Annotated in this window: 17 protein-coding genes and 1 pseudogene; 15 read left to right on the plus strand and 3 right to left on the minus strand. The window is 71.5% G+C overall.

The window, feature by feature from the left end; translation table 11 throughout:
- Positions 1-60 precede the first annotated feature (60 nt).
- The 3 genes from F3T56_RS30315 (at position 61) to F3T56_RS30325 (ending at position 3112) form a co-directional block, all read left to right on the plus strand.
- Positions 61-1089 carry a Strvi_7410 family MBL fold metallo-hydrolase gene (locus F3T56_RS30315; protein WP_149828528.1) on the plus strand — a complete coding sequence of 343 codons (1029 nt, stop codon included), beginning with the start codon at positions 61-63 and terminating at the stop codon, positions 1087-1089.
- Between the two features lie 101 nt (positions 1090-1190).
- Positions 1191-1745, plus strand: a complete 555-nt coding sequence (locus F3T56_RS30320; protein ID WP_149828529.1) for a SigE family RNA polymerase sigma factor — start codon at positions 1191-1193, stop codon at positions 1743-1745.
- The gene (locus tag F3T56_RS30325; protein ID WP_149828530.1) at positions 1742-3112 is read left to right on the plus strand and encodes an outer membrane protein assembly factor BamB family protein; all 1371 of its coding nucleotides are present in this window, start codon (positions 1742-1744) and stop codon (positions 3110-3112) included. The genes F3T56_RS30320 and F3T56_RS30325 overlap by 4 nt, the downstream gene beginning before the upstream one ends.
- A 74-nt stretch (positions 3113-3186) precedes the next feature.
- Here F3T56_RS30325 and F3T56_RS30330 read toward each other — a convergent pair whose 3' ends face one another.
- Both F3T56_RS30330 and F3T56_RS50215 read right to left on the minus strand, forming a co-directional pair.
- Entirely contained in the window at positions 3187-4377 is a 1191-nt protein-coding gene (locus tag F3T56_RS30330; RefSeq protein WP_149828531.1) for a Cmx/CmrA family chloramphenicol efflux MFS transporter, read from the minus strand.
- 222 nt (positions 4378-4599) lie between these two features.
- Positions 4600-4950, minus strand: coding sequence for a hypothetical protein (locus tag F3T56_RS50215; protein ID WP_149828532.1), 351 nt, complete (start codon positions 4948-4950; stop codon positions 4600-4602).
- A gap of 427 nt (positions 4951-5377) precedes the next feature.
- Here F3T56_RS50215 and F3T56_RS30340 point away from each other — a divergent pair, with 427 nt between their 5' ends.
- A complete protein-coding gene (locus tag F3T56_RS30340; protein WP_484422106.1) occupies positions 5378-5812 on the plus strand; it encodes an aggregation-promoting factor C-terminal-like domain-containing protein in 435 nt (144 codons plus the stop codon).
- 193 nt (positions 5813-6005) lie between these two features.
- On the opposite strand, the pseudogene F3T56_RS30345 reads toward F3T56_RS30340, so the two are convergent.
- Positions 6006-6983: pseudogene (locus F3T56_RS30345) on the minus strand (RNA-guided endonuclease InsQ/TnpB family protein); the annotation flags it as partial.
- Positions 6984-7204: 221 nt separating this feature from the next.
- On the opposite strand from F3T56_RS30345, the gene F3T56_RS30350 reads away from it, so the two are divergent.
- The 11 genes from F3T56_RS30350 (at position 7205) to F3T56_RS30400 (ending at position 18626) form a co-directional block, all read left to right on the plus strand.
- Entirely contained in the window at positions 7205-8638 is a 1434-nt protein-coding gene (locus F3T56_RS30350; RefSeq protein ID WP_149828534.1) for an FG-GAP repeat domain-containing protein, read from the plus strand.
- 188 nt (positions 8639-8826) lie between these two features.
- Positions 8827-9519 (plus strand): hypothetical protein, encoded by a 693-nt coding sequence (locus tag F3T56_RS30355; RefSeq protein WP_149828535.1) that lies wholly within the window; start codon positions 8827-8829, stop codon positions 9517-9519.
- A 429-nt stretch (positions 9520-9948) separates the two neighbouring features.
- Positions 9949-10083, plus strand: a complete 135-nt coding sequence (locus F3T56_RS30360; RefSeq protein WP_149828536.1) for a lasso RiPP family leader peptide-containing protein — start codon at positions 9949-9951, stop codon at positions 10081-10083.
- Between the two features lie 170 nt (positions 10084-10253).
- Positions 10254-12116 carry an asparagine synthase-related protein gene (locus F3T56_RS30365; protein ID WP_149828537.1) on the plus strand — a complete coding sequence of 621 codons (1863 nt, stop codon included), beginning with the start codon at positions 10254-10256 and terminating at the stop codon, positions 12114-12116.
- Positions 12113-12376 carry a lasso peptide biosynthesis PqqD family chaperone gene (locus F3T56_RS30370; RefSeq protein WP_246204038.1) on the plus strand — a complete coding sequence of 88 codons (264 nt, stop codon included), beginning with the start codon at positions 12113-12115 and terminating at the stop codon, positions 12374-12376. Before F3T56_RS30365 ends, F3T56_RS30370 begins: the two co-directional genes overlap by 4 nt.
- Positions 12373-12795, plus strand: a complete 423-nt coding sequence (locus F3T56_RS30375) for a lasso peptide biosynthesis B2 protein (RefSeq protein ID WP_149828538.1) — start codon at positions 12373-12375, stop codon at positions 12793-12795. The genes F3T56_RS30370 and F3T56_RS30375 overlap by 4 nt, the downstream gene beginning before the upstream one ends.
- A 16-nt stretch (positions 12796-12811) precedes the next feature.
- The gene (locus tag F3T56_RS30380) at positions 12812-13738 is read left to right on the plus strand and encodes an ATP-binding cassette domain-containing protein (protein ID WP_246204040.1); all 927 of its coding nucleotides are present in this window, start codon (positions 12812-12814) and stop codon (positions 13736-13738) included.
- A gap of 95 nt (positions 13739-13833) precedes the next feature.
- Positions 13834-14697: an ABC transporter permease gene (locus F3T56_RS30385; protein WP_149828540.1), complete on the plus strand. Its 864-nt coding sequence runs from the start codon at positions 13834-13836 to the stop codon at positions 14695-14697.
- Between the two features lie 89 nt (positions 14698-14786).
- Positions 14787-16265, plus strand: coding sequence for an FG-GAP repeat domain-containing protein (locus tag F3T56_RS30390; protein WP_149828541.1), 1479 nt, complete (start codon positions 14787-14789; stop codon positions 16263-16265).
- A 223-nt stretch (positions 16266-16488) separates the two neighbouring features.
- Positions 16489-17445 (plus strand): hypothetical protein, encoded by a 957-nt coding sequence (locus tag F3T56_RS30395; protein WP_246204042.1) that lies wholly within the window; start codon positions 16489-16491, stop codon positions 17443-17445.
- Positions 17442-18626 (plus strand): S8 family peptidase, encoded by a 1185-nt coding sequence (locus F3T56_RS30400; protein ID WP_149828542.1) that lies wholly within the window; start codon positions 17442-17444, stop codon positions 18624-18626. The genes F3T56_RS30395 and F3T56_RS30400 overlap by 4 nt, the downstream gene beginning before the upstream one ends.
- Positions 18627-18631: the final 5 nt, after the last annotated feature.

The raw sequence follows: 18631 nt of genomic DNA on the forward strand, positions 1-18631 counted from the left end.
GGGCGAAGAAGATACGACAGCAACCCCTCACTGGAACCCGTTCTAGTTATAGTGGGGACCATGGCGCAGACGGTCGAGCACGGCGGCGGCGTACGCTCCATCGAGGTCCCCATCCCGGACAACCCACTGGGCCACACCCTCATATACGTCGTCGACACAGACCGCGGCCCGGTACTGATCGACACCGGCTGGGACGACCCGACATCGTGGGACACCCTCACCGCGGGACTGACCGCATGCGGAACGACCGTCGAGGAGATCCACGGCGTCGTCATCACCCACCACCACCCCGACCACCACGGCCTCTCAAACGCGGTGCGCGAGGCATCGGGCGCATGGATCGCGATGCACGCCGCGGACACGGCGATCGTACGGCGCACCCGGAGCACCGGCCCGGACCTCTGGTTCTCGTACATGAGGGACAAGCTCACCGCCGCGGGCGCCCCCGAAGAACACCTCGCGCCCCTCCGCACCCCCAGCCGCCCCCGCGCCCTCCCCGGCTTCTCCCCCGCCCTGCCCGACCGCGAGATCGTCCCCGGCGAACTCCTCGACCTCCCCGGCCGCCGTCTCCGCGCGATCTGGACCCCGGGCCACACCCCCGGCCACGTCTGCCTCCACCTGGAGGAGGCCCACCCCGCCCAGCTCCCGGGCCATGGCCGCCTGTTCTCCGGCGACCACCTGCTCCCCGAGATCAGCCCGCACATCGGCCTGTACGAGGACCCGGACGACGACACGGTCACGGACCCCCTCGGCGACTACCTCGACTCCCTCGAACGCGTCGGCCGCCTCGCTCCCGCCGAGATCCTCCCGGCCCACCAGTACGCGTTCACGGACTCGGCGGGCCGGGTACGGGAGTTGCTGGCCCACCACGAGTCCCGGCTCACCGGCCTGCTCGCCCTGCTCGCCGAGCCCCTCACCGCCTGGCAGCTCGCCGAACGCATGCAGTGGAACCGCCCCTGGGACCGCATCCCCTTCGGTTCACGCAACATCGCCGTCTCCGAGGCCGAGGCCCACCTCCGCCGCCTGGTGAAACTGGGGCGGGCGGAGGCGGTGGCGGGGAGCGAGCCGGTGACGTACGTCGCGGTGTGAGGAGACGTGCGAGCAGATTCCCGCGAAAGAAGCCCTGAACGGCACGCATAGATCGCCGGTGGTCCTCGCGTCCTTGTGAGCGTCAGGAAACGGGAGGGCCCATGGACCCGCAGGACCACGAGAGATTCCGGGAATTCGTCGACGCCCGGTGGAGCGCCCTGCTCCGCCTGGCGAACCTGCTCACCGGCGGCGACCGGCACGAGGCCGAGGATCTCGTGCAGATCGCTCTGCTGAAGGCGCTGGGTCGCTGGCGACACATCGAGGACCCGGAGGGCTACGTGCGCAAGGTGATGTACCGGCACCAGATCAGCCGTTGGCGGCTGCGTCGCCCACACCGCGAGGCGACGTTCGCCACGCCGCCGGAGGAACTGGCGGGTGTCGCCGACGGCACGTCCGCCGCCGATCTGCGGATCACGGTGCGCCAGGCGCTCGGCCGGCTGACCCCGCGGCAGCGCACGATGCTCGTGCTGCGCTATTTCGAAGACCTGTCCGAGACGGAGGTGGCGAGCGTCCTGGGCTGCTCGGTGGGCACGGTGCGCAGCACCACCCATCGGTCGCTGGCCCGGCTGCGCGGTCTCGCGCCGGAGCTGGGCGCGCCCGCTCGTGCCGCGACCGCGGCCCCGAGCACCAACGTGCCGAGGGGAGCACACACATGAACGCCGACCAGCTGGACCGCACGATCCGGGACGTCCTCAACGGCTGGACCCCCGACAGCCCCGGCGCTCCCGCAGGCCTCGCCGACCGCCTCGTGCGCCGCCGCCGACGGCGGAACCTCGTGCGCGCGGGCGGTGCGGCCCTCGGCCTGGCCGGTATCGCCGTCGGCTCGGTGCTCGTCACCGGTGGGGGCGGCGGCGACAGGACACAGCCGCCGGCTTCGGGGGTGAGCAAGGAGAGCAGGCTGCTGTGGCGGACCACGCTGCCGGGTACGTCCTGGGACGCCTGCACCACCGGTCCGGGTGCCGTCTACTGCCGGGGGGCGGCGTACGACGGCATCGGCGTGGACGCCCGTACCGGAAAGGTCGAGTGGCGGCGGAAGGCCGAGGCCAACGACGGCAACGGCACCCCGGCGGGATCGCTGGCCGGTGTCCGCGACGGGGTGCTGTACACCTACGCCGATCACGCCCCGGGGACGTCCAGAGCCGGCACCGACCTCGTCGCCCTCGACATCGACACTCGCCGGGTGCTGTGGAAGCACGAGCTGGCCGACGACAGCCGCGACCGGGACTCCGGCGTGCTGTTCGACGGCGGGATCCTCGCCAACTCCCCGTCCTTCAAGAGCGTGGCCGCGCTGGACGACACGACGGGCCGGACGCTGTGGACCTACAAGTGGAAGCAGGCCGACTGCGACCGGGCAGCGATCAACGGTGTCCCGTACCTGATGTGCTCGCCGGACAGCGAGAAGGCCCCGCAACGCAGCACCGTCGTGCGGTTGGACCCGGCGACCGGCGAGGCCCGGACGGTCGCGACCGTCGACGGCCCGACGATCTATCTCGGCACGGACGGGGATGCCGTACTGCTGGGCGGTATGGCCGGCGACCAGGAGTACTTCGGCGACCCCGGGCCCGCCACCCTGACCCGCGTCGACCTCGGCTCGGGCAAGGTGTCGCAGCACCGCGCGGACGGCATGCCGATGGGCGACGTCGCGGACGGCATCATCCTGACGTCCCGCAGGGGCGGCACCGTCATCGCGTACTCCGCCGACAACGGCGAACGACTGTGGTCACGCGAGCTCGGCCTCACCCTGCGCGAGGACCCACGCGACCCCGCGATGCTGGAACTGGCCTCCGACGCCGCCGTGGACCTCGACAACCGCGTGGCCTACTACCTTGATCCGTCCGGCCACCTGGTGGGCCTCGACCTGGGCAGCGGCGAGGTCCGCTGGCGCGGCCAGGTCCGCCTGCCGAAGAGCCCGGTGGAGGGAGGAGTCGCCCCAGAGCTGATGCTCCACGACCACACCCTCATCGGCCAGATCGGCGGCCAGCTCTTCCGGATCGAGCCCGTGCTGCCCGAGGCGGGGTCGTAGGCGGAGGTGGTTCGTGGCGAAGCCGAGTCCCGCGCCGGCCGCGGAGTGCGGCCGGCGCTGGACGGCGGCTCGGCTCAGCGGTGCGCTCCCTCTGCCGGGGACGCGTTCGCGGGTCGCGTACGCAGGGCGACGGCGGCGGCCGACGCGGACAGAACCACGCTGCCCCAGGCCGCGAGCCGGTGGTCGTGCGTCGCCTCGGTCGCGGCGCCGGCGAGCAGCGGCCCCAGGAACGCGCCGGCGTTCAGCGCGACCGTCGCGAACGCACCGCTCAGCGACGGGGCGCGGGACGCGACGGACATGACGTGATGGACGAGCGTCGAGCCGATCCCGAACGACAGCCCGCCCTGGATGACGGCCGCGATGAACAGCGGTACCGGGTACGCGCTGGTCGACGCCAGCACCGCCCATCCGACGGGCAGGACGTACAGGGTACGGATCAGCCCCGGTCGCATCCCCAGCCGCCCATTGCCAACCCCTTCGTCGCCGACGCGGCCCGCGATCGTCACCCCGATGAACGCGCCCACACCGAACGCGGCGAGCAGGCCGGGTACCGCCACGCCGGGCAGGCCGGCGACGTCCGTCGCGATGACGGCGAGGTAGGCGAAGGTCGCGAACGTCGCCCCGTTGACCAGGGCCGCGAGGAGCAACGCCAACTGCACGGGACGCGCCCGCAGTTCGCGCGCCTCCCGCCTGATCGAGACGTCATGCGGACGAGGGGCGGAGGAAGAGGGCGCCGACCGGAACACCAGCGCCAGTGCGGGCAGGCACAGCGCGGCGACCGCCCAGAACACCGATCGCCAGCCGGACCAGTCGCCGAGCAGCGCGCCCGCGGGCACACCGATGACGCACGACAGCGTCACCCCGGACAACAGGGTCGCGGTGGCCCTGGGCCGCCGCTCCGGCGCGACCAGGCCGGTCGCCACGGACATCGCGACCGCGAGGAACCCCGCGTTGACGATCGCGGCGACGACACGGGTACCGAACAGCACCGGGAAGCTCGCCGTGACCGCACCGACCACATGCACGACGACGAACGCGGCCAGAAAGCCCGCCAGCGCCCGACGGCGTGGCCAACGGGCGCTCAACGCGGCCATCACCGGCGCGCCGACGATCATCCCGACGGCATACGCGGAGGTCAGGCTCGCGGCGGCCGCCACGGACACGGACATGTCGTGAGCGATGCCCGGCACGAGCCCGGCCAGCATGAACTCGGAGGTCCCCTGCGCGAAAACGGCAAGGCTGAGGACGTAGACGAAGAGAGGCAAGGAGTCGACTCCAGCGTCGAGGTACGCGAGGTACGGGACAGAGGCACGCGTGCCCGGTCACTGGAAGCGAGAAGTGAGATCGGCTGAGAGGCGGCCGACCGTCACCGGTCGCCGCTCGTCACAGAACCGCTCGCCGCCGAGTGACCGGCGGCTCGGTTCTGTCCGACTCGGGGTTCGTCACCCGAGGCACGGTAGTCCCGGCCCCACGGGCGCTCAACCGGATTACAAAGCCAGCCCGCGGATCAACTTCTCGGCCTTGCCCAGCAGTTGGACCTCCTGCTCGCTCATCGTCGGGTTGGCGGCCCGGCGGGCTCGCGCCTCGCTGAGGCCCGTCTCCGTGAGGGTAGATGTGGGCGAGGCGGTCGGGGTCGCCGTGCGCACGCACGGTACGGGGTAGCCGTGGCCGCGTACGTACTCCATGACCTCCGCCTCGGCGGTCGCGTCACCCCGGTCGACCCGGTAGCGCCGCAGCACCCACGCGATCCCGTCGGCCCCGAGCCCCTCCCCGGCCCCGTCCTCGATCTCGTACACGTCCGCCGTGCGTCCCGCCCCGAGCAGTCTCCCCATCCGCATGTCCGGAACCTACCGTGGCCGGCTCACAGGCGGCCCTCAGGCCGGGCCAGGTGCCGGGCGGCGTTCGAGAGGCCGGTCACATTTGCCCCACCCACGCGGTGAACACCCTGCCACGCACTCGCCACGGTCCGTCAGCCGAGTCGTGAACCAGCCCACAGGACCCAGGTCACATACGAAGTGGGGTCGTAGATCGAATGGCATGACATGTGCGCGGCGTAAGTACCCCTGACCTGCACATTGAGAGCCACGTCACACAAGCGACCTCCTCCACACATACGACCATAACTAGCAAAAGGGGTGTTTGCGGACAGGTCGCCCGGCCTGCTTCTGTGGACGAGTCGCACGGCGCCGACGTGCCCACCCGGGCCGCGGCGCCGACGTACGCCCCCACCGCACCTCACGTGGTGAAGGCATGCCCGCGACGGTCATGTCCCCGAAGAAAAGGCTCCCCGTGACTCTCTCCCTTCTCCGCCGCATCGCCTCCCCGAAGAAGGCCCTCGCCGGTGCCGCCGTGGCCGCCGCCACCGCCGGTACGCTGCTCGCCGCCGCGCCCGCCCAGGCCGCGTCGGAGGCCTCTCAGGCGCAGTCGATCGCGAAGAAGATGATCGGCAACTCGGCCCAGTACAGCTGCTTCGCCAAGATCGTCGACCACGAGAGCGACTGGGACGTCAACGCGACGAACGCGTCCTCCGGCGCCTACGGCCTGGTCCAGGCGCTCCCCGGTTCGAAGATGGCCTCCGCCGGTTCCGACTGGAAGACCAACGCCACCACCCAGATCGAGTGGGGCCTGGACTACATGAAGGAGCGCTACGGCAGCCCGTGTGGCGCGTGGAACTTCTGGCAGGCCAACAACTGGTACTGATCAGCACTGGCACTGATCAGCCCCGCAGCAGCTGAGCTGAAGGCGTTCCGCAAGCTGCCCGCGGCCAAGCAGAAGGCGTTCGTCGGCTACCTGCAGAACGCCAAGGTCTACAAGGCGTTCGCCTTCGATTGGAGGAGGGGAACCAGCGGTCCACGACCACCAGGTTCCGCCCGTACCACGCCGTCTTGTACTCCAGNTTGGAGGAGGGGAACCAGCGGTCCACGACCACCAGGTTCCGCCCGTACCACGCCGTCTTGTACTCCAGCATGCTCCGCAGTTCCCGCCATGCGGCATCGGAGATGGCGCGGGCGAGGCTGTGGTTCTTGACCATGTTGCGTACGGTCAGGTCCTCGATCACGAGCGTTTGGTTTTCGCGCACGAGACGAGTGGTCAGCTTGTGCAGACCGTCGCGGCGACGGTCGGTGATACGGGCGTGGATCTTGGCGACCTTACGCCGGGCCTTGGCCCGGTTGGTCCCGTCTCCCTTGGCCTTGCGGGACAGCTCCCGCTGGGCCTTGGCGAGGCGGGCTCGGTCCTTGCGCTCGTTCCTCGGGTTGGTGATCTTCTCTCCGGTGGAGAGCGTCACCAGGTGGTCGAGCCCGGCATCGATACCGATCTCCGTGTGTGCGGCGGGGAGCGGGATCACGGTGGGGTCCTCGCACAGCATCGAGACGAACCAGCGTCCGGCCGCGTCCTGGAAAACGGTCACCGTGGACGGCTTCGCGCCCTCAGGCAGCGGCCGGGACCAGACGATGTCCAGCGGCTCGGCCATCTTCGCGAGGGTGATCCTGCCGTCGCGGAAGCGGAAACCGCTGGTGGTGTACTCGGCGGACTTCCGCGACTTCTTCCGGGACTTGAAGCGCGGGTACTTCGCCCGCTTGCCGAAGAACTTGGCGAACGCCACCTGGAGGTGCCGCAGCGTCTGCTGGAGCGGTACCGAGGAGACCTCGTTGAGGTAGGCCAGTTCCTCTGTCTTCTTCCACGCCGTCAGCATCGCGGAGGTGGCGTTGTAGTTGACCCGCTCCTGCCGCGTCCACGCCTGCGTGCGAGCCGCGAGGGCGAGGTTGTAGACCTTGCGCACACAGCCGAAGGTGCGCGACAGCTCTGCCGCCTGCGCATCCGTCGGATGGAAGCGGTACTTGAACGCCCGCTTCACATGGTTCGCGGCCACGCTCACAAACTAGCGGCGCCACAGGTGAAGATCAAACCTGCGGGACAGAGCACGGTCTTTCGCCTTGACGGCGAAACCCCGCTCCCTGCCCTGCTCTACAGGAGTCCGTTTCCTCTCCGGCGTAAACACCGGAGTATCCACGGAGGACCCAGATGAANCCTGCTCTACAGGAGTCCGTTTCCTCTCCGGCGTAAACACCGGAGTATCCACGGAGGACCCAGATGAAGCCTCGTACGGCCTTTCCCGTCCTCGCCGTCTGCGTCGCCTGTGCCGTGCTCGCCCCGCTCTCGGGCTGTGGCGGTGGCGGAACAGGGCGCGAGCGTGAGGGGGATCCGGCGCCCGAGGTCTCCGGTGGGCTGCCCGGTGTGCCCGAGGAGAGTCGGGCGCCGGCCAGGGGGAAGGGGGCGAAGGATCCCGACGACATCAACGGCGACGGGTACCGCGACTTCGTGGTGTCGGTCCCCGGCGGTGAGCGGATCGCCGTGCTGTACGGCTCGGCGAAGGGGCTCGACCCCGGGACGCGTACGGTGCACAGCCGCCGCGACCTGGGGCTGCCGGACTCGGCGGAGGCAGCGGGCGCCGGGAGCGGCGCGCTCGCCCCGGACACGGTCGCCGACCTGGACGGTGACGGCTTCCCGGACCTGGTCACGACCGTCGCCGGTGGGAACGTCGTGGAGAACGTCGCGGGCGTCGAGGTGCACAGCACGAACACCGCTCCGTACGTGACCTGGGGCGGACCCGGCGGGCCGACGACGGGGGCCGAAGCGACCCCGCTTCGGCTGCCGCGGAGCGCGTCGAGGATGGGCCTCGTGACCGTGGCGCGCGGCGACTTCGACGGGGACGGGCGGCATGACCTCGCGGGGGTCGCGAAGAACGGGTCGTCCCTGGTGGTGCTGTACGGCCCGTTCACGCGGGGCGGCGCGGCGGCCCGTACGGACACCGGTCTGCCGTTGCCGGAGGGCGGCATCGTCGTGGACGCCATCAATCCGTCCGGCGAGCCGCGCGCTACATCCCTGCTGGTCAACGAGCCGAGCGACGGTGAGCAGTCCGGCAACGTCCTGTACCGGGCACAGCGCGGCACCGGCCTGTCCTCGAACGGCACCCGGCTGCGCGCCGGAAACGCCCACGCGTTCGGCGACTTCGACGGCGACGGGCTGCGCGATGTGGCCGTCGGGGACGACGGAGGGCGCAACAACGAGCCCGGCTACGAGACGGAGCCGCCCGAGGTCGACGGATCGCTCGACGTGTATCCCGGCAGGGGCGGCGAAGCGATCGGGCACCGGCTGCCCGAGGCGCCCGAGGGCAGGGGCAGCATGTACGGGCCCGGCGGTTTCCTCGCCGCCGACCCGGACGGCGACGGCCGCGACGGCATCCTCGTCGCCACGTACGCGGGCGCCACCCTCATCGACGGCGACAAGCGCACTCCGGTCCGGCGCACCGTGGACAAGGGGCCCGCGAAATGGCGGCACACCCGGCCCGCGGGAGCCGCCGACTTCAACGGCGACGGCAAGGACGAGCTGATCCTCGACTGGGGGGCCGGCACCATGTTCGGCACGTACGGCGAGGACCCCACGCACTGGTGGATCACCGAGGGCACGACGTCCCGGGACCAGGCGTCCTTCGCGGTGGCGGAGCTCGCTCCGTCCGCCTCCTGACCACGCTCGAAGCTCCGTCCCCGCCGCCGTCGCCGTCCCCGCCGCCGTCGCCGTCGGCCGATCGGGCAGTGTCCTTTCGGGCAGTGGCTGGAGAGACAATTTCGGCCAAGGGCGGGCGTTCGTAGGGTCGTTGGCGCAGGGCAATCACACGCGCACTCGCACTCGCACTCGTCAACGGGGAGTTCCACATGTTCACGTCCACCACCGGCCGTCTCACGTCGGCCGCGGTCGCCACCGTCGCCGGTCTCGCGGTGCTCGCGCCCGCGGCTCACGCCGTGGAGCAGGGCCCGGCCAAGCCGGCCGCGAAGCTGACCGTCGCCGGGTACACCAAGTACCTCCAGACGCAGAAGTCTCCCGAGGCGAAGGTGGCGCTCAAGAAGTTCCTGAAGCTGAACAAGGGGCAGAAGGCCGTCTTCGTCAAGGACCTTCAGGACCGCCGGATCTACCGGGCGCTGCTCAGCCGGGCGAAGGGCCCCATCGGCACGCCGGTCAACATCACCGACCCGTACAACAAGGAAGTCCGGTTCGTCACGAAGGTCAGCTCCACCGTCGCCAAGGACAAGAACCGCACCACCACCGTCCGCTTCACCGTGACCGAGGAGATCTTCAAGATCCCGGTCACCAGCGAGACCCTCACCCTCCGCTACACCACCGCCGGTGACGGCCCGCGGAAGACCATCGGCTCTTCCAAGGTCACCAACGTCAACGCGGCCATCGCCATCAAGGCCACGCCGCCCGTGAAGGTCACGGGCAACACCGTGCAGGCCACGTGGGACGCCACCCCGCAGGTGAAGTCCTTCGGCAAGGCCGTTCAGAAGAAGCAGCACATCACCGGCAACAAGACCAACTTCCGGGCGCTCCTCAGCAACATCGGCGCCTGACGCTCGGCCCACCCGGTTCAACCCGCCTCGCCCTCACCACAGGAAACGGCTCGCCCGGCACAGTCCGCGGCGGGCCGTTTCCGTATGCGCGCTGCTGCGGGCCGCCCTTCGTGACGCTTTCGGCCATTGTCGGATTACCGGGAAAGGGGCCGGGAAAGGGCCTGGGAAAGTGACGGCGAATCACCGGTAGGGAGGGTTTGAACGGACCCCGCTGGACGGTGGCGGACCCGACGCCCCATCATCGCCCGCGCGAACGCCGGCCGCCCCGCCCCGGTCATGCCGATAAAACGGCGCCGCAAACTCGAATTCCTGCTCGATATCAGCCTTTCCTTCTCTCTTTCCTTCGCGGCGAAAACCGCCCTTGTGAGTCGTGCATCCGGCATCGCAGCATGAATCCGGAATGTCCGTCCAACCGGAAGGAGACACACGATGGAGCAGGCCCAGACCGACCAGAAGCCGGTGTACGAGCCGCCGGCGGTGGCCGAGGTCGCCGAGTACTCGGAGCTGACCACGGGTTGTGGGTTCGACTTCTTCGAGTTCCCCGCCCAGCAGACCGTCTGTTGATCCCGATCGTCACCTCGCGTCGAGCGTGATTCGCACGTGACCGGTCGCGGCCGGGTCGAACCCACCCCTTTTTTCCAGCGTGGCTACGTGAAATCCCGGCCGCGACTGCAATTCGTTCACCGAATACACCTTTCTCAAGGCCGGGCAAACACCAGGGGGTTATGAGCGTGATGCCGGAAAATACAGCGGCGCCGGGCAGCGGCTGGTTCGCGGTTCTCCCGGACTGCGAGGCCGCGCGGGCGGCCGCCGCGGTCCTGGGCGCGGAGGCGGCGCGGATCGTCGAGCACGCCTCGGGGCGGCCGTGGCTGGTCGGGCACTGGGCCGACGACGAGGTCGTCGTCGCGGCGGTCGGCGACGCCCGGGTGGCGGCCGTGGGCCTCACCCCGCTGACCGGCGCCCGCCTCGCCGCGCTCGTCCGGGAGGGCGACGCGCTCGGCTCGCTCGACCGGATCGGCGCGAACGGCCCGACCGGCAGCTGCCATCTGCTCGCGTCGGAGGCGGGTCGGCTGCGGTCCCAGGGCACGGCCTCGGGGCTGCGGCGGCTGTTCTCCGCCCGGGTGGCCGGTGTCGTGGTCGCCTGTGACCGCTCGGACGTCCTGGCCACCGCCCTCGGCGCGGGCATCGACGAACGCCTGGTCGCCCTCCGCCTCATGGACCCACTGATCCCGCACCCCCTCGGCGAACGCCCCCTGTGGCGGGGCGTGACGGCGGTCCCGGCCGGTACGGCCCTGCTGACCGACCCCGACGGCCACTCCCGTACGCGGCGCTGGTGGCACGCCCCCGAGCCCGAACTCCCCCTCGCCGAGGGCGCGGAGCGGCTGGCCGGGGCCCTCTCGGACGCGGTCGCCGTACGCACCGCCGGCGGCGGGCTGATCAGCTCGGACCTGTCCGGCGGGCTGGACTCCACCTCGCTGTGCTTCCTGGCCGCGCGGGGGCCCGCCCGGCTGCTCGCCCTCACCCTCAGCGGCTCCGACCCCGCCAACGACGACCTCTCCTGGGCCCGTCGGGCCGCGGACCGACTGCCGGAGGCCGAGCATCTGGTGCTGCCGACGGCCGACCTGCCGGCCCACTACACCGGGGTGCTGCGGGCGGGCGACGGTGTCGACGAACCGGCCCTCGGCGGCCGCGTCCACGCCGCGTTCGCCGAGACCGCGCGCCGCCTGACGGGCCGGGGCTCGCGGCTGCATCTGTCCGGGGAGGGCGCGGACCAGATCCTGTCCGCGCGCCCGCCGTACCTGCACACCACGTTCCGCACCCGGCCCCGCACCGCCGTCGCCCACCTGCGCGCCACGGTCTCCACCCAGCGCTGGCGCCTGCTGCCGACGCTGCGGGCGCTGGCCGACAACCGCTCGTACGGGCGCTGGCTCGCGGACACCGCCCAGGACCTCTCCCCCGTACTGGCCCTGGACGGCTCCCCGGCGCTGAGCTGGCAGATGCTGCGGCCCCAACTGCCGCCCTGGGCAAGCCCGGACGCGGCGGGCGCCGTACGCGAACTGCTCTGGCGGACCGCCCTCGAAGCCGAGCCCCTCGCCGGCAGCCGCGGCCGGCACGAGGTCCTGTGGTCCGTGCTGAACGGCACCCGGATGGTCCGTCAGCTCACCCGCGTCACCAGCCGGGCGGGCCTGCCCACGCACTACCCCTTCTACGACGACCGCGTACTGGAGGCGGCCCTGTCCGTACAACTGCACGAGCGCACCACCCCGTTCGCGTACAAGCCGCTCCTGGTGAGGGCGATGCGGGACGCCATGCCCGCCGAGCTGCTCACTCGCAGCACCAAGGGCGAGTACAGCGCCGAGATGCAGAGCGGTCTGCGCGCCCACCGCGCGCAGCTGGCGGAGCTGCTCGACCAGCCGCTCCTCGGCACGCTCGGCCTCGTCGACGCCGACGCCCTGCGCCGGGCGTGTCTGAGCATGTTCCCGCCCCGGCTGTCCCCGGTCACGCTGGAGGCGACCCTGGCCGTCGAGACCTGGCTGCGCGCCCACACCGGACCGGCCACGTCCACCACCTCCCTGGGAAGCGAGGCGGCGGCGTGAACGGGACCACCAAGTTGCGACGGCATGTCTCCGCCTCCGACGTCGAGGACGGCATGGTCCTCCTCGACGAGCGCAAGGGCCGCTATTTCAAGCTGAATCCGAGCGGCGCCCTGATCCTGCGCGCCCTGCTCGACGGTTCGTCCCCGGACGAGGTGGCGAGGGTCCTGGTCGAGCGGTACGAGGTCTCCGAGGAGCGGGCGGCGGCCGATGTCGACGCGCTCACGGCCCAGTTGGCCGACATCGGGCTGGTGGTCGCGTGAGCGTCCCCAGCGTCTTCCGGGCCCGGCCCCGGCTGCCCCTGCACCGACGCCCGCTGCCGCTGCTCGCGGTGGGCGCCGCGCACCTCATCGGCCGGCTCTCCCCGCTGCGCATCCGGCAGATCCTGACCGCCTGTTCCCGCGGCGCCCGCCCCGCGACGTACGCCGAGGCCGCGCGGGCGCGCGGTGAGGTGGTCGCGGTGAGCGTGCGCTGCGCCGGGCAGGGCTGCCTGCCGCGCTCCATCGCCACCGTGCTGCTGTGCCGCGTCCGCGGCAGCTGGCCGACCTGGCGTACGGGCATGCGTACGGTCCCGATGGTCGCCCACGCGTGGGTGGAGGCGGAGGGCCGCCCGGTGGAGGACCTGCCGCTCACGCCGGGCATCCCGCCGCTCATCACCGTCGCGCCACGGAAGCACTCATAACAGAGGGGGAGTTATCGTGCCGGGCGCCGACATCGCCGTACGCACCGAGGAACTCAGCAAGCTCTACGGGACCCGAGAGGCCCTGGTCGGACTCGACCTCACCGTCCCGGCCGGCCAGATCTTCGGCTTCCTCGGCCCCAACGGGGCGGGCAAGAGCACCACCATCGGCATCCTGTGCACCCTGCTGCGGCCGACGCTCGGCCACGCGTGGGTGGCCGGGGCGCATGTGGCCCGCGAGGCCGGGCGGGTACGGCGCCGGATCGGCGTCGTCTTCCAGGAGCAGACCCTCGACCAGGATCTGACGGCCATGGAGAGCATGCGCCTGCAGGCCGAGCTGTACGGGCTGCCCGGCCCGGCGGCCCGCGCCGCCAGTACCGCGCTGCTCGACCTGATGGGCCTCGCCGACCGGGCCGGCCACGTCGTACGCGCCCTCTCCGGTGGCACCCGCCGCCGCCTGGAGATAGCCCGGGCGCTGGTGCACGGCCCCCGGGTGCTCTTCCTCGACGAGCCCACCACCGGGCTCGACCCGCAGACCCGGGCCGCCGTCCGGGAGCATCTGCGGCTGCTGTGCCGGGAGCACGGCATCACCGTGTTCCTGACCACGCATCATCTGGAGGAGGCCGAGCACTGCGACCGCATCGCCATCATCGACGACGGCGAACTGGTCGCGGAGGGCTCGCCCGGGGAGCTGAAGGCGGTCATCGGCGCCGACCTCGTCACCCTGCGCACCGACGACGACGAGCGGGTCGCCGAGGCCGTACGCGGGCTGTTCGGCGTGGCGACGGTGACCGGCCCCGGCGGCGTACGGCTGCGCGCGCCCGACGGGGCCGCCCTGGTCCCCCGGCTGTGCGCCGAACTGACCGTCCCCATCCACTCCGTGACCGTCGAGCCGCCCACCCTCGACGACGTGTTCCTGCACTATACGGGCCGCACGATCCGCTAGGCGTGTCACTGTCGCGAGAGTCCCGTCCCTCAGGAGGAGGCATCCCTTTGTCGTCGGCGACCACGTCCGAGTCCACGTCCGAGTCCTCGATCGATATGAGTACCAAGACCACCGGGGCCGTCATCGATGAAGCCGGGTTCCGTGACGGCCCGTTCGGCGGGTTCGCGGGGGATCTGCGGACCGTGCGGATCCTGTGGCGGCGGGAGATGGTGCGGTTCCTGCACAACCGTGCCCGGCTGGTGATGGGGCTCGCGGCGCCGCTGCTGTTCCTGTTCGTGCTCGGCAACGGGATCGGCTCCACCGGCGGCGATCTCGGCCTCTACCAAGCGTTCCTGTTCCCCGGCACGCTGCTGATGGTCGTGCAGGGACCGGCCGTCGCCGTGGGCACGGTAATCATGTGGGACCGGCAGTCCGGGTTCCTGCGGCAGATGCTGGTCGCGCCGGTACGGCGGGCCGCGGTCCTCGCGGGCATCTGCCTCGGCGGCACCACCACCGGGGCCCTGTACGCGCTGCCCGTCCTGGCCCTCGCCGGGGCCATGGGGGTGCCCTATCACCCCCGGCTGCTCCTGGTCCTGGGCGAGATCACCCTGCTCGCCTTCGCACTCACCGCGCTGGGTGTCTCGGCGGCGGTGTGCATCCGGCGCCCGGAGACCTTCCAGATCGTGTCCGGACTGGCGATGGCCCCGGCGGTGCTGCTGTCCGGCGCGCTGTTCCCCGTCGGCGGGCTGCAGTCGTGGCTGGGCATGGTGGTACGGGCCAACCCGCTGAGCTACGGCGTCGACGCCCTGCGCCGCACCATGCCGGACCCGGACCCGAGCGCCCCCACCCCGGCCTGGTTCCGGGCCGGACCCGAGTGGTGGGGCTGGGCCCCACCGGTCCTCCTGGAGCTGAGCCTCGTCGTCGTACCGTCCCTGATCCTGCTGACGCTGGCCGGCCGCCGCTTCTCCCGTATCGACTGACGGTTCGCCCGTGCGGCCGGGGCGGGACCGGAATCCGGTCTTGGCCCGGCCGTTACGGGTCCGTGAGCGGTGTCTCGCAGACTTGCGCCATGCACCGTTCAGCTCACCGCCATCTTGTCTCCACCCTGGCCTGTCTCTGCGTGACCACCTCGCTGTTGACGGCCTGCTCGAACGAGGACACGGACACGGACACGGCGGGGAGAACGGCGTCATCGTCCCCCTCCGCCTCGAAGTCCCCCTCGAAGTCCGCCTCCAAGGGGAGCGACGGTGAGGTCAACCGGGACGACGTCAACGGAGACGGGCACGCCGACGTGGTCGTCAACGGCTGGTACAGGGCGAAGGACAAGGCGGAGTGGCAACGGAACCGTTTCGTCGCCCTCGCCGCGCCCGGGGGAACGGAACCGGGCGCGGCGTTCCGGCTCCCGGAGCGCCTGCCCGAGCTCGATCCCAGGATCAGCAGCGGGCCGATCGGGCATGACCAGTCGACTCAGTACACCGGGGATCTGGACGGCGACGGCCATGCGGACGTCGTGACAGGCGACATGGTGCCCGACTCGGAGGGGGAGTTCACGTCCGAGCAGCGCATCGTCTGGGGTGGCTCCGACGGCCTCGGCGGCGCGACCGAGCTTCCGGCCGACGACGAACGGGCCGCGGCCACCGGCGACTTCGACGGCGACGGCGCCCTCGACCTGATGACCCTCGCGGCGCCCTCGTTCAGCGAATCCGCCGACGGGCCGCAGCCCGCCACCGTCCTGTACGGCCCCTTCGAACGGGACGGCGCGAAGCCCCGTACGACCTCGACCCTCGACGTGGGGCACGGAGGCTGGGCGTCGGTGGTGTCCACGTTCGTCGGCGACTTCGACGGCGACGGCCGGGACGACCTGGTGACGAAGGCGCGGTACGACGAGGAGGACGCGCGCCTGGAGGACGGTCTGCCGGAGGGCGTCACCGACTCCACGTTCTACCGGGGCACGGCCAAGGGGCTGAAGAGCGCCGGGTCCGTGCCCGGCATCTCGAACGGCGCGACCCCCGTCGCCGTCGGGGACTTCGACGGCGACGGCAAGCAGGACATCTTCGGCGAGTGGCCGGACGACGAACGGGCCGCCGTCGTCTACGGCGACAGCAAGGGCCCCGGCCGGGGCGAGGCGCGCTCCGGCGACCTCGGGGAGCTGAAGGTGGCCCTCGCCGTCGCGGTCGGCGACGTCAACGGCGACGGCCACGACGACGCCGCGATCCAGTCGCTCGGCGGCGACGACCGCCGTGTCGGCCAGGTGGTGGTGCTGCTCGGCGGCGAGGGCGGGCTCAGTGCGGACCGTACCGTCACGCTCGACCGGTATGCCATCGGCCTCGGCGGCTCACCGGCGAGCTCGGGGGACCGCGACCACTTCGGCTGGGACCTGTACCTCGCCGACCTCGACACCGACGGGCGCGACGAGCTCCTCATCGGCACGTTCGGCTTCAACAAGCCGCGCAAGGACGCCGGTTACTGGATCCTGCGCGGTACGCAGGACGGCCCCTCGAAGACGGACCGACGCTTCGTCAAGACCAAGGACTTCGGCAGTGGCTGATCTGCAGCAGTCCGCCTCGCCCGCCCCTCGTATCGACTGACGGTCCCGGCGACGACTCGTCACGGTGGCTCTATATGATCAGCGTTCGCATGTGCGGGGGCATGTGGCGATTCGGCATCACCGTGTACAGATCTGCGCTGCCGTCTTCCCTCTCTCCGTACGTCGCGCTCGCGAATGAGACATCGACCGAGACATCGACGACGAACGAGGGAGATCAGGGGCAATGTCCTATCCCCCGCCGCCCCAGGGCGCCTGGCCGCCCGGGCAGGGGCAGTACCCCGGGCAACCGCAGTACCCGGGGACGGCACCACAACCCCCGTACCCGGCACCCCAGTACCCGGGCGCGGCACCCTACGGCGCCCACCCCGCCCCGCCGTATCCCGCGCACCCCCACGCACCGGTACCCCCACCGCGGCCGGGCGCTCCGCTGCCGCCGCCCAGGAAGTCAGGCACGGGCCTCGGCTGCCTGGCGGCCGTCCTCGGTGTCTTCGGCGTCCTCGGCATGCTCGGCGGCGGCTTCCTGGTCAGCCACGCGTACTCGAACCACAGCCAGGTCATATCGAACGGCGGGGAGTACGGGCCGACGATGTGGCGCAACGAACCGGCGGACGCGTTCTTCCCCGAGGTGCTGGCACCCGTGAACAGCGTCACGGAGAACGACCCGAAGCGGGCCACCTGGCACCGGCTCGGCATATCCCAGGACACCGGGTGCGAGGACGGGCTCAACAAGGTCACCGCGGCCGCCGTGAAGGACCTGGACTGCGAGGCGGTGCTGCGCGCGACGTACGTGGACCCGACGGGGAACACCGTGGGGACGGTGTCGGTGATCGTGCTGCCGGAAGGCGGGTCCGCGCGGATGACCGAGTTCTTCGAGAAGGACGCGGACAAGCTCGACCCCGAGGTCGGCGCGAAGCCGTACGCCGTGCCCGGCACCGTCGCGGCCAAGTGGAGCGGGGCGCGCAGCAACGGCGGGGCGGGGTTGGAGGTCGGCGGCATGCCGTACGTCCTCGTGGCCTCCACCGGCGCCGTCGACGGCCGGAAGGCGGGCGACCTGCCCGGCGAGTGGGGCAGCCACAGCTGGTCCGCGGGGGACGACAAGGCCCCGTGGCGGGGCGCCGCGAAGGCCCTCTGCGACGACATGGAAGTGCACCTGATGAACCTGCTGAGGGAGACCTCGTGATCGTCGTGATCGTGCGGCGTACCGCCGTGGCCGTGGCGGCGTCCCTGATCGGCCTCACCGCGTCGGGTACGGCGTCGGGTACGGCGACCGCCGCGCCCCGCGCGGCCGAGACCGTCCCGCAGAGCTGGGAGTACTCGGCGCTGCGGCTGGCCGAGGCCCACCGGACCGCGCAGGGCGAGGGCGTCACCGTCGCCGTCCTGGACTCCGGTGTCGAGGCCGGCCATCCGGCCCTCGCCGGCAAGGTCACCACGGGCCCGGACTATGTCGAGGACGGCCTCCAGCCGGGCGACGCGAAGTGGGGCGACCACGGCACCGCGATGGCCTCCGACGTCCTCAAGGTCGCTCCGAAGGCCGAGATCCTCTCGATCCGCATCACCAACGACGAGGACGAGGACGAGGACTTCTACACGGGGACCAGCAGGGTCGCCCGGGGCATCGACTACGCGATCGAGCACGGCGCCGACGTCATCTCCATGTCGATCGGCGGCGAACTCCTCGGCGACAGCTACGACGAGGACGAGGCCGACGCCCTGGGCCGCGCCGCGCAGGCCGGCGTTCCGGTCCTCGCGTCGGCGGGCAACAGCGGTGACGAGTTCAACGACGCCCAGTACCCGGCGGGTTACCCGGGCGTGATCGCCGTCGCCGCGCTCCAGCAGAGCGGCTCCCGGGCCGGGTTCTCCACCGTGCGGACCTACAACTCGGTGGCCGCGCCGGGCGTGGCCATCATGAGCGCCAAGAACACCGGCGGCTACGAGGCGATCAACGGCACCTCACCCGCGACGGCCCTCACCGCGGGCGTCGCGGCCCTGATGAAGTCCGCGAACGGCAAGCTGACCTCCGCCCAGGTCCGCTCCATCCTGACCAGCACGGCCCGCCACGCCTCCACCGGCCCCAGCCCTCTCGACGGCTACGGCATGATCGACGCGGCCGCCGCCGTCCAGTCCTCCGCAAAGCCCCCCACCGACCGCACCGAGCCCATCGCCTACAAGGGAAAGGAACACCTGGCCACCCCCGACGGCACCCCGAAGACCCAACACCCGCCTCTGGACACGGAACTGGTGACCATCGGCGGCGCCGCGGCCGCCGTCGGCCTCATCATGGTCATCGGCGCACTGCTGACCGCCCGAGCGGCCCGCCGCCGCGCGACCCGGGCCCGCGCACAGCGGGCAGGGCGGGGCTGAGCGGC

Origin of the sequence: Streptomyces tailanensis, assembly GCF_008386495.1 — a bacterium.
In the GTDB taxonomy this organism is placed as follows: domain Bacteria; phylum Actinomycetota; class Actinomycetes; order Streptomycetales; family Streptomycetaceae; genus Streptomyces; species Streptomyces tailanensis.